We start from the raw sequence: 10,823 nt of genomic DNA on the forward strand, positions 1-10,823 counted from the left end.
GATCGCGCCTGGGAGGCGGCGATCGCCGCGGACTCGCTCGCGACGGAGGCCCGCACCGCGCTCGCGCGCCACCGCCTCGCCCACGGCGATCCGGCCGGCGCGGTCGCGGCGACGGAGGCGGTGGCGGGGTCGGCCGACAAGGACCCGGCGCTCGCCGCGGTGCGCGTGCGCGCGCTCGCCGCCGCGGGCCGCGCGCTCGACGCGCTGTCGCTCGCGGACCGAGCGCTCGCGGCCGCGCCGGGGGACGCGGCCCTCTCGCTCTCGAAGGCGGCCGCGCTCGAGGGCGCCGGGCGGATCGAGGACGCGGTCACGCTCTACCGCGAGGTCGCCGCGAAGACCCCCGCGGCCTGGGAGCCGCGGCTCGCGCTCGGCCGCATCGCCGTCACCCGCCGCCAGCTCGACGTCGCGACCGCCGAGCTCGCCGCTTCGGTGGAGCGCGGCCCGCGCGTGGCGGCGGTCCACGCGGCGCGCGGCGAGCTCGCGCTAGCGCAGGGCGATCACGCCGGCGCGGAGGCCGCCTACCGGCGGGCGCTCTCGGTCGATCCGGAGTGCGCCGCCGCCGAGACCGGCCTCGCGCGCATCGCGCTCGCACGCGGCGACGCGGCCGGCGCGCGGGCGCGCCTCGAGCGCGCGCTCACCCTCGACCCGCGCGACGCGGAGGGGCACGTGACGTTCGGCGCGCTGCTCTGGGCCGCCGGCGATCTCACCGGCGCGGAGAAGGCGCTCGAGGCGGCCGTCGAGCTCCAGCCGCGGAACGCGGGCGCGCTCGTGCGGCTCGGCGCGGTGAAGCTGGAGCGGGGCGACGCCGACGGCGCCGTGCAGCGGCTCACCGCCGCCGCCGCCGAGGCGCCCCAGCTCGCCGAGGCGCAGCAGTGGCTCGGCCGCGCGCTCCTCGCGAAGGGGGAGACCCCGGCGGCCGTGGCGAAGCTGCGCCGCGCGGTCGAGCTCGAGCCCTCGAACGCCGACCACCAGCTCCACCTCGGCGCCGCGCTCGAGCGCGCGAACGCGCTCGAGGAGGCGCTCGCGGCCTACCGCGGCGCCGCGAAGGCCGACCCGCGGCGCGCGGATCCCCACGAGCGGATGGCGCTCCTCTTCGCCGCGAACGGTCGCTGCGACGCGGCGATCGGCGCCTACGAGAAGGCGATCGCGGCCGCGCCGCGCCTCTCGCGCCTGCGGATCGCGCTCGGCGACTGCCAGCTCCGGCTCGGCAAGGCCGAGGAGGCCGCGAAGGTGTTCCGGGAGGTGCTGAGGGTAGAGCCGAAGGCGGTGCCGGTGATCTACCGCCTCGGGCGCGCGCTGCACGAGGCCGAGGGGGAGCGCGCGGCCCTCCCCTGGTACGAGCGGGCGGCGCGCGAGGAGAAGGACAACCCGATGCCGCACTACTACCTCGGCTACCTGTACAAGGAGCGCGGCGAGCGGCGGCGGGCGATCGAGGAGTTCAAGGCCTTCCTCGCGCTGCGGCCGGACGCCGAGGAGCGGAAGGACATCGAGGGGGAGATCGAGGATCTGGGCGGGACCCCGGAGCGCCCGGTCGCTTCCCCTTGACGGCGCGGACCACCCGGCATAGAGACGGTCCGCAATGCGGACTATCTCCGACGCCGGGCTTCGCCGGGAGGCGCGGGCGCTCCGCGAGCAGGTGATCGCGCTCGCGCGGCGCCGCTCCCTGCGCGACCCGGTGGCCGCGAGCTGCGGCGAGCTGGAGCTCACCCCGCCGCAGATCCACGCGCTCCTCTGGATCGGCCACGACGGCCCGCTCACCATGGGCGAGCTCGCCCGGCGCGTGGCGGTGACGGAGAAGACCGTCACCGGGATCGTCGACCGCCTGGAGCGCGACGGACACCTGCGCCGCGAGCGCGACACCGCGGACCGCCGCGTCGTCCGCGCCCGGTTCACCCCCCGGGGAGAGCAGCTCTTCCGCCGCATCGACGCCGACATCGAGGACAAGTTCGCCGCGATCCTCGGCGCGCTCGATCCCGCGGACCGCAAGGCCCTCGCGCGGATCGTCGACCGGCTCGTCGTCCGCCTGGGCGCGCCGGAGGAGGGCGGCGGGAGATGACGCGCGCCCCGAGCTCCGGGCCGCGAGATGCGGCCAGAGACCCCTTCACCGCGCCCGCCCGGCGCGACCGGCCGGACCCCTTCTGGGGGGCGGCGTTCGCAGGCGGGCGCGAGGTAGCACCACGCATCCACGCCGTCCGGCGGGAGGAGACATGAACGCAGTGATCGCAGTGACCGTGCTCGCGCTCGCGGTGGCGCAGGCGCCGGAGCCGTCCCGGAGCGCCGCGCCCGCGCCGCAGCCGCAGGCCGGCCAGCCGGCGCCGCAGGGCGCAGGGCCCAGCCTGGAGCCGCAGCCGACGCCGCAGCCGACGCCTGCCGGCGAGATCGTCACGCTCGAGCAGGCGCTGCAGCTCGCCGCCGCGCGCAACCTCGACCTCAAGGCCGCGGCGGCGCGGCTCCGCCAGGCGGACGAGATCTCCGTGCAGGCCTGGGCGCGCTACCTGCCGCAGGTGAACGCGAGCGGCACCTACACGCGCAACGAGCCCGCGGCCGTGCTCCCCGCCGGTACGTTCGGCGCGGGCAGCCCGGAGATCACGATCGTCGCGAAGGATCAGCTCGCCGGCCAGGTGGACGCGAACCAGGTGCTGTTCTCGCCCGCGCTCGCGTTCGGGATCCGCGCCGCGTCGAAGGCGGAGGCCGTCTCGCGCCTCACCATCGAGAACGTCCGGCGGGACATCGTGTTCGGCGTCGCCCAGTCCTACTACGGCGTCGCCGCGCTGAAGCAGTCGACCGAGGTCTCCGAGCGGCTCCTCGAGATCGCGCGCCGCCAGGAGAACGACGCCCGCGTCCGCTACCAGGCCGGCACCATCGCGAAGGTCGGCCTCCTGCGCGCGGAGATCGACCGCGCCCGCGCGGAGCAGGACCTGCGCCGCGCCCGCAACTCTTACGAGTCGGCGCGCATCGGCCTCGCGACCCTGCTCGACCGCCCGGTCGACTTCGAGGTGACCGCGCCCCCCGAGCCGCAGCTCCCCGACGACCTCACGGTGCTCGAGCAGGGGGCGCTGCGCGAGCGCGTGGACCTCCAGGCCGCGCGGCGGAACGTCGAGCTCCAGCGCGCGAGCCGCAACGCCTCCGTGGGCCGCTACCTGCCGAACGTGGCCGCGTTCGGGCGCTACCAGATCCAGAACGCCGCCGGCTTCACCGGGCAGAACGACCAGTGGGCGTTCGGGCTCGGCCTGTCCTGGACGCTCCTCGACGGCGGCCTGCGCGAGTCGCAGATCCGCGAGGGGAACGCGCGGATCGCGGAGGCGGAGGCGAGCGCCGCGAGCACCGAGGCCCGCGTCCGCGCCCAGGTGCGCCAGTCGACGCTCGACCTCGAGAGCGCCCGCGCGAACGCCGCGAAGGCGAAGGAGCAGCGCGACCTCGCCGCCGAGAACCAGCGCCTCGTGGACGTGTCGTACCGCGCCGGCGCCGCGACGGCCGTCGAGCAGGCGGACGCGACGGCGCAGCTCCGGAACTCGGAGATCGCCCTCACGACGGAGTCGCTCTCGGCCCAGCTCGCCGCGGTGAGGCTCCTGCAGGTGGCGGGGGAGTTCGACCCGCTCCGCCGTCCGCAGGCGCAGCCGGCGCCCGCCTCGACGCCGGCGCCCGCGCCGGCGCCCGGCTCCGTCGCGCCGCCCGCGCCGCAGCGCTGACGGCAACGGAGCGTGATCCGGCGCCTCGCAAACCGCGGGGCGCCGGCCCGCGCCTCAAGGTACCGCGGCGGCGCCGGGCGGGATCGCGACGACGCGGTTCCGCCCGGCTTGCTTCGCGAGGTACAGGGCGCGGTCCGCGGCCTCGAGCAGCTCCCGATCGCTGCGGCCGGCCACGTACTCCGCGAGGCCGATCGAGACGGTCACGCCGATCGACACGGTGAGGCCCAGGTCGTGGCCGTGCCACGCGCAGCGGCTCCGCTCGACCGCGCGGCGGATCCGCTCCCCCAGGGCGCGCGCGCCCTGGAGCCCCGTCTCCCGGGCGACGACCACGAACTCCTCGCCGCCGTAGCGCGCGAGCACGTCCTCCTTCCGGATCGCGCCGCGCAGCACGAAGGCGACCATCTTGAGCGCCTCGTCGCCGGCGAGGTGGCCGTGGCGGTCGTTCACCGCCTTGAAGAAGTCGACGTCGGCGAGGAGCAGCGAGAGCTCGCGCCCGTGGCGCTGTGCGGCGGCGAGCTCGGAGGCGAGCCGCTCCTCCAGGTGGCGCCGGTTGAAGAGGCCGGTGAGCGGATCCTGGAGCGCGCCCTCGGCGATCTTCATCTGCCAGCGGGCCTCGAGCTCGTCCGCCCACAGGAACTTGAGGGTGGTCGCGCCGCCGATCTGGACGCGGGCGCCGTCGTCGAGCTTCTCCTCGACGACGCGCCGCCCGTTCACCCAGGTGCCGTTCGCGCTGCCGAGATCGCGGAGCACCGCGCCCGCCCCCTCGATCCGGACGGCGGCGTGCAGGCGCGAGACGGCCTCGTCCACGATGCGCAGGTCCACGTCCTCGCGCCGGCCGATGGTCACCTCGCGGCCTGGAGCGAGCGGGAAGACGTCCCCGAACTGCGGCCCCGACAGCACGAGCAAGAAGCCGTGCCGCTCCGACGCCGCAGCGATGCTCGGCAGCGCCGTGTAGGTGCGCTCCTTCTCCTCGGGCCTCGCCGGCATGGTCCCACCCCCGCGCGGGATTCTACTCCGGGAGGACCCCGGACAGCGACCGGCGAGGAGTCCCGGGGCCGCACGACGAGGCGGAATGGCTGGAACCCGGGCGAGCCCTGCCGCGAGGCGGGGCGCGGTGTTACGCGGAGGGCCTGTGATCCGATTCGGGCCCGCGGGGTGGGAGTACGTGGACTGGGGCGGGATCGTCTACCCCAGGCCCGAGCCGCGCGGGTTCGACCGGCTCCGCTTCCTCGCCGGCTACTACGGGACGGTGGAGGTGAACGCGACCTTCTACCGGCCGTTCTCCGCGCAGGTGGCGGCGCGCTGGCTCGAGCGCGTCGCGGACGTCCCCACGTTCCGCTTCGGCGCGAAGGTCTGGCGCCGCTTCACGCACGAGCGCGGGGAGCCGTACGGGACGAAGGAGGTCGAGGAGGCGCGCGCGGCGCTCGACGCGCTGCACGCGGCCGGGAAGCTCGGGGCGGCGCTGCTCCAGTTCCCCTGGTCGTTCAAGCGGACGGACGGCAACGAGGAGTGGCTGCGCGGGCTCTTCCGCGCCTTCGCGGGGCTGCCGCTCGTCCTCGAGGTGCGCCACGACTCGTGGGACGTCCCGGAGGTCCACGCCGAGCTCGCCGAGGCGGCGGTCGGGATCGTGAACGTCGACCAGCCGCTCTTCCACCGCTCGATCCGGCCCGGCGCCGCCGTCACCTCGGCGGTCGCCTACGTGAGGGTCCACGGGAGGAACTGGAAGGACTGGTTCCGGAAGGACGCGGGCCGCGATGCCCGCTACGACTACCTCTACACCGCGCGCGAGCTCGAGCCCTGGGTCGAGCGCATCCGCGCGCTCGAGGCCGCCCCGGCGCAGCCCGACGTCTACGTCGTCACGAACAACCACTTCGAGGGGAAGGCGCCCGCGAACGCCACGATGCTCGAGGCCATGGTGAGGCGCCGGCGGGTGGAGGCGCCGCCGGGGCTCGTGGCGCGTTATCCCGAGGCGCTCCGCCCCTTCGTCTGAGGGAGGCCCCCCGCTCGCTCACGGCAGCTCGGCGACCACCGGCGCGTGATCGCTCGTGCCGAAGTCGGCGAGGACCGCGCAGCGCGTCGCCCGGCTCGCGAGCGCGGCGCTCACGAGCACGTAGTCGATCCGCCAGCCGATGTTGCGCTGGCGCAGGTTCCGCCAGGGCGCCCAGTAGGTGAACAGCCCCTCGTTCTTGGGATCCATCGCGCGGCCGAGGTCGACGAGGCCGTGCGACAGGATCTGCTCGATGAGGGCGCGCTCCTCCGGGCGCTGGCCGATGGCGCCCGCCTTCCGCTCCTTGGGGTGGACGTCCTGGTCGGTGCGGGCGACGTTCAGGTCGCCGGCGATGACGAGCGGGCGGCCGGCGGCGCACGCCGCCTCCACCCAGCGATCCAGCGCCTCCAGGAAGCGGAGCTTCGCAGCGAAGTCCTTGCCGCCGTTCGGGACGTACACGGACGCGACGGTGACGCCCGCCACCTCGGCGACGGCGATGCGGGTCTCGAGGTCGAAGTCGGGGTGCGTGAACGCGGGGCGCTCGGGCGCAAGCTCGCGCCGCACGTGGAGGCCGACCCCGGAGTACGCGGTCGCCCCGTGCCACAGGCACCAGTAGCCCTCGAGCTCGCAGAGCGAGGGGGGAACGCGCGCCGGCGGCGCCTTGATCTCCTGCAGGCAGACCACGTCCGGCCGCTCGCGCGCGATCCACTCCGCGACCTGCGCCTCCCGCGCGCGGATGCCGTTCACGTTCCAGGTGCCGATCTTCAAGCTCGCCCCTCCCTGGCCTCACCCGCGCACCTGGAGCCCGAGCGAGGGCCGCCATCAGGGCCCTTCATAAGAACGGGCCCATTCGCCGCACGCACGTCCTTGGCGGGCCGCGCGTTCCTGGCCGAAAGCGCGGCAGGCAACAAAAAAGGGCCGTGGCGCGGCGCGCTTGCGCCCGTCACGGCCCTCCCCCCCGGCGGATCCCTTGGTATCACACCACCGCTCCAGCAAATGGGGTGGTCGCCTGTGGTGTTTTGCCGGGAGTAGCCTCGGGGTCCTCGGTCAGCGCCGCCGCTCGCTCCGAGCAGCGGACCTGTGCCCGGCGGAGGGCGCCCACTCGCCCGGCGCCAGGCTGAAGTAGAGCCGCTGCCCGCGGCGCTCCTCCACGACGCCCACGCCCGCCGCAGAGAGCGCGTCGAGGTCGCGCTGCGCGGTGTTCTTGGACACGCCGCAGCGGCGCGCGAGGTCCGCGAGCGAGAGCGGCTCGGTCGAGGTGGCGAGGAGCTTCCAGAGCGAGAGCCGGCGGGCGAAGGTCGACATGGCGCGGAGCCGCGCGTCGCGCGGCGGAGCGAATGACCAGCGGTCTAATGTCGCACGCTGGGTGCAGCACCTCCCAACACGGACCCACCGCACCAGGGGACCGGCACGCGAGGGGCTCCACCGGGGTTCCGCTGCAGGTGAACCGGCGCGGCCTGGCGGTCTCGACTGCTCGACGGTCGCGAGGGACCGGGCGTTGAGATCCTCGACACCTCGCCGGCCACCATCAGCGCTTGCGGGTGGAGCGGTTCGTGAACTGGCGGACGGCCATGACGGCGACGCCGGCGAGGACCGCTCCGGCGACCGGGCTCGACAGGAGGCCGCTCGTGGCGGGCGTCGACTCGTTGGCGGCGAGGAGCTGGCGGATCATGCCGCGCCGCTCGCCGTGCATGCGCGAGAGGAGCGCCGCGAGCGCCTGCGGCTCCTCGAGCCCCTCGTCGTGGACGCCGGGATAGTTCACGTCCGCCCTGCGCGCGCTGCGCTGCAGCTCCGACACGAAGCGACGGCGCTCCTCCGGCGAGAGCCGCTCGACGCTCGCGAGCGCCGCCTCCTGGAACTCCGCCGGGCCGATCTCGTCGGCCACGCGGTCGTAGTTCGCGATCGTCTCCTCGTCCCTGAGCGCGTCCCAGGGAGCGCCCCGCTCCCAGCGGCGCGTGAAGTCCTCGAAGCTCTCCCGGCCGAGCCCCTCGAGCAGCGCGTCGAGCATCCCCATCGTCGTTCCCTCCGTTGGCCGCACCTCGACGTCAATGTCGCGAGGGAGGCGTCCATCTTCAACGCTTCGCGCGCGCGCCCCGGGGCCGGCCCGCGTCTCCCCGTCCTCCGCCACGTGGCCGGCTGGACACAGCGTGCGGAATGCCCTGGCGCACCGCGAATTCGTGCGGGGCACGGCCGTTGCTCACCGGAGCGGGGAATGGAGGGCCCAATGCGCCCGTCGTCCGCCTTGCACCCGAACCGCTCCCGCCTCGTCACCGTCCTCGCCGTGCTCGCGCTCGCCTGCTCGCGCCAGGCGCCGCGGGACGTCCCGTCCACCGCCCACCCGCCGCCGCCCCCGGCCGCGACTGCCGGGGAGCGCGCCCGGCTGCCGCGCGCGGACCTCGTCCGCCTCGCCGCGCTCGTCGCGGCGCTCCCCTCGACGGAGACCCTCGAGCCCTCGCCCGCCGCCGCGGGAGAGGAGGCGGCGGCGATGTTCACGCCGCGTCTCACCGGGCGCACCCCCGACGGGAAGGCGCTCCTCGAGTTCCCCCTCGTCCACACCCGCGTCGTCGCGCAGGTCACGGGGAACGTGGCGCGCGTCGAGGTGACCCAGTTCTACGCGAACCCCTCGTCCGACCGGCTCGAGGCGATCTACGCGTTCCCGCTCCCGGCCAACGCCGCGGTCACGGACATGCTGTTCCGCATCGGCGATCGGGTGGTGCTCTCGGAGGTCCGCCGCCGCGAGGAGGCGCGCCGGACGTACGAGGCGGCGAAGCGCGAGGGCCGCACCGCCGCGCTCACCGAGCAGGAGCGGCCGAACCTGTTCACCCAGTCGGTCGCGAACGTGCCGCCCGGAGAGACCGTCGCGGTCGTGCTGCGCTACGTCCACGAGGTCCCCTTCGACGACGGGCGCTACGCGTTCCACTTCCCGACCACCATCGGCCCGCGCTACGTGCCCGGCGAGCGGCTCGCCGCCGGCGCCGCGGGCCCGGGCTGGGCCCCCGACACCGATCGCGTCCCCGACGCGTCGCGCGTGACGCCCCCCGTCGTGCCGCCGGGCACGCGCTCCGGCCACGACGTCGACATCCTCGTCCGGCTGGTCCCCGGGGGCGCGTTCGACGACGTCGAGACGCGCAGCCATCGCGCCGTGACCGGGCTCGAGCCCGGCGGCGCGCGGATCGTCGCCCTCGCGGAGGACGACCGGATCCCGAACAAGGACTTCGTCCTCACCTGGCGGCCTGCGGGCGCCGCGCCGGCGGCGCACGCGGTCGTGCAGCGCGAGAAGGGCGAGGACTTCCTCATGCTGTTCGTGCAGCCGCCGGCGGAGATCGCGCCCGCGCTCGTGCGCCCGAAGGAGCTCGTGTTCCTCGTCGACAAGTCGGGCTCGATGATGGGCGCGCCCTTCGATCGGCTGCGCGCGCTCGTCCTGCGCGCGCTCGACGCGATGGGGCCGGACGACACCTTCCAGATCGTCGCCTTCGACGGCGCCGCGCAGGCCATGAGCGAGGCGCCGCTCCCCGCCACCCCCTCGGCGGTGGCGCGCGCGAAGGCGTGGCTCGCCGGGCTCCAGGGCGGCGGCGGCACCGAGATGCTCGAGGGGGTCCGCGCCGCGCTCACGCCGCCGGAGGACCCGCGAAGGCTGCGCATGGTGGTGTTCTGCACCGACGGCTTCATCGGCAACGAGACCGAGATCATCCACGCGGTGGAGGCCCTCCGCGGCCGGGCGCGGGTGTTCGGGTTCGGCATCGGCACGTCGGTGAACCGCTACCTCGTGGAGGGCGTGGGCCGGGCCGGACGCGGCGCCTCGGAGGTGGTGTCGCTCGACGAGGCGCCGGACGCGGCGGTGGCGCGCCTCTTCAAGCGGATCGACCGGCCGGTGCTCACCGATCTCGAGGTCGGGTTCGAGGGCGCCGAGGTGACCGAGCTCCTGCCGGCGCGCCTGCCGGATCTCTTCGCCGGGCAGCCGCTCGTGGTCGCGGGGCGGGTCCGGCGCGGGGCGCCGACGCACCTCGTGCTGCGCGGCCGGCTCGGCGAGGCGCCGTGGGCCTCGCGCATCGAGGTCGCCGAGGCGCGGGTGGACGCGGGCGAGGGGACGGCTCAGCCGATCCTCGGGACGCTCTGGGCGCGCCGCCGCATCGAGGACCTCCTCACCGCGGAGCCCATGGCGCCGCCGGCGTCCGCCATCGAGGAGACGGTCGCCCTCGCGCTGCGCTTCAAGCTCGTGACGCCCTACACCTCGTTCGTCGCTGTGGAGCGGGCGCTGCGCGTCGACCCGTCGCTGCCGCTCGCGCAGGCGCTCGTGCCGAACGAGCTCCCCGAGGGCGTCTCCCATGAGGGCATCTTCGGTCCCGCCTCCGAGGTGGACCTCGCCCCCGCGCGCGTGAAGCCCGGCGACCCGGAGCTGCGCGTCGCGGCGCCCGGAGCGCGCTCGGTGTCGGTCGCGCTCCCCTTCGAGGCCGCGCCGCGCGAGGCGATCCGCGATCCGCTCCGGGGCGACTTCGTGCTGCGCTTCCTCGTCCCGCCGGCCTGGCCGGACGGGAGCTACGACGCGCGGATCACGATCCGTCACGCGGACGGCCGGCGCGAGGAGCGGACCGCCCCCATCCGCGTGGACACGACGCCCGCCTCGATCGCGGTGCTCTCCGCGCCGGCGACCGCCGCGCCCGGCGAGGCGATCCGCCTCGCGCTCAAGCCGTCGCTGGCCGTCTCCCGGCTCCCGGCGCTCTCGAGGCGCCCCGGCGGCCTCGCGAACGCGGTGAAGGGCGCGATGGAGGTGAAGGAGGTGCTCGTGCGCGCGCCGTGGGGGGAGCTCGCGCGGGCGCGGATGGAGGGGCCGCTCGGGGCCTGGGTGGCCGAGCTCCACGTCCCGGCCGGCGCCGGGGCGGGCGCGGCGGACCTCGAGGTGGTGGCCTCCGACGCGGCGGGCAACGTGAGCCGCCGCAGGGTGGCGCTCACGCTCCTCCCGCTCCCCCCGCCGGGCGCGCCGGACGCAGCGGGTCCGATGCTGCTCGCGGGGGCCGGCGCCGGGCTCGCGCTCCTCGCCCTCGGCGCGGCCGGCCTCGCCGCGGCGCTCCTCGGCCTCGGGGCCGCTCGCCAGGGCCGCCGTCGCGCGGAGCTCCTCGCCCTCGCGCTCGGCACGGCGCTCGCGCCCG

The 10,823-nt window shown here is 75.9% G+C and carries 9 protein-coding genes; 5 read left to right on the top strand and 4 right to left on the bottom strand.

Annotation, left to right across the window (positions count from 1 at the left end; translation table 11 throughout):
- The 3 genes from MNY60_RS22195 to MNY60_RS22205 form a co-directional block, all read left to right on the top strand.
- Nucleotides 1-1,545: tetratricopeptide repeat protein (locus MNY60_RS22195; protein WP_242361912.1), on the top strand; the 1,545-nt coding region annotated here is incomplete at its 5' end.
- 34 nt (nt 1,546-1,579) lie between these two features.
- Nucleotides 1,580-2,056 carry a MarR family winged helix-turn-helix transcriptional regulator gene (locus MNY60_RS22200; protein WP_242341136.1) on the top strand — a complete coding sequence of 159 codons (477 nt, stop codon included), beginning with the start codon at nt 1,580-1,582 and terminating at the stop codon, nt 2,054-2,056.
- Nucleotides 2,057-2,207: 151 nt separating this feature from the next.
- Entirely contained in the window at nt 2,208-3,689 is a 1,482-nt protein-coding gene (locus MNY60_RS22205; RefSeq protein WP_242341137.1) for a TolC family protein, read from the top strand.
- A 54-nt stretch (nt 3,690-3,743) separates the two neighbouring features.
- Here MNY60_RS22205 and MNY60_RS22210 read toward each other — a convergent pair whose 3' ends face one another.
- Nucleotides 3,744-4,676: a GGDEF domain-containing protein gene (locus tag MNY60_RS22210; protein ID WP_242356749.1), complete on the bottom strand. Its 933-nt coding sequence runs from the start codon at nt 4,674-4,676 to the stop codon at nt 3,744-3,746.
- A gap of 145 nt (nt 4,677-4,821) precedes the next feature.
- Between MNY60_RS22210 and MNY60_RS22215 the strand changes: the two genes are divergently transcribed.
- On the top strand, nt 4,822-5,679 hold the full coding sequence (locus MNY60_RS22215) for a DUF72 domain-containing protein (RefSeq protein WP_242341139.1): 858 nt from the start codon (nt 4,822-4,824) through the stop codon (nt 5,677-5,679).
- Nucleotides 5,680-5,697: 18 nt separating this feature from the next.
- Here MNY60_RS22215 and MNY60_RS22220 read toward each other — a convergent pair whose 3' ends face one another.
- The 3 genes from MNY60_RS22220 to MNY60_RS22230 form a co-directional block, all read right to left on the bottom strand.
- Nucleotides 5,698-6,444: an exodeoxyribonuclease III gene (locus MNY60_RS22220; protein ID WP_242341140.1), complete on the bottom strand. Its 747-nt coding sequence runs from the start codon at nt 6,442-6,444 to the stop codon at nt 5,698-5,700.
- A 279-nt stretch (nt 6,445-6,723) separates the two neighbouring features.
- Entirely contained in the window at nt 6,724-6,981 is a 258-nt protein-coding gene (locus tag MNY60_RS22225; RefSeq protein WP_242341141.1) for a winged helix-turn-helix domain-containing protein, read from the bottom strand.
- A 223-nt stretch (nt 6,982-7,204) separates the two neighbouring features.
- The gene (locus MNY60_RS22230; RefSeq protein ID WP_242341142.1) at nt 7,205-7,690 is read right to left on the bottom strand and encodes a hypothetical protein; all 486 of its coding nucleotides are present in this window, start codon (nt 7,688-7,690) and stop codon (nt 7,205-7,207) included.
- Nucleotides 7,691-7,900: 210 nt separating this feature from the next.
- Here MNY60_RS22230 and MNY60_RS22235 point away from each other — a divergent pair.
- The coding region (locus tag MNY60_RS22235; RefSeq protein WP_242361914.1) for a VIT and VWA domain-containing protein at nt 7,901-10,823 on the top strand (2,923 nt) is incomplete at its 3' end.

This window comes from Anaeromyxobacter sp. SG17, assembly GCF_022690695.1.
In the GTDB taxonomy this organism is placed as follows: domain Bacteria; phylum Myxococcota; class Myxococcia; order Myxococcales; family Anaeromyxobacteraceae; genus Anaeromyxobacter; species Anaeromyxobacter soli.

Excerpts from the sequence above, each read along its gene's own strand:
- MNY60_RS22200 (WP_242341136.1), top strand. The coding sequence starts at position 1,580 with ATGCGGACTATCTCCGACGCCGGGCTTCGCCGGGAGGCGCGGGCGCTC.
- MNY60_RS22205 (WP_242341137.1), top strand. The coding sequence starts at position 2,208 with ATGAACGCAGTGATCGCAGTGACCGTGCTCGCGCTCGCGGTGGCGCAG.
- MNY60_RS22210 (WP_242356749.1), bottom strand. The coding sequence starts at position 4,676 with ATGCCGGCGAGGCCCGAGGAGAAGGAGCGCACCTACACGGCGCTGCCG.
- MNY60_RS22225 (WP_242341141.1), bottom strand. The coding sequence starts at position 6,981 with ATGTCGACCTTCGCCCGCCGGCTCTCGCTCTGGAAGCTCCTCGCCACC.
- MNY60_RS22230 (WP_242341142.1), bottom strand. The coding sequence starts at position 7,690 with ATGGGGATGCTCGACGCGCTGCTCGAGGGGCTCGGCCGGGAGAGCTTC.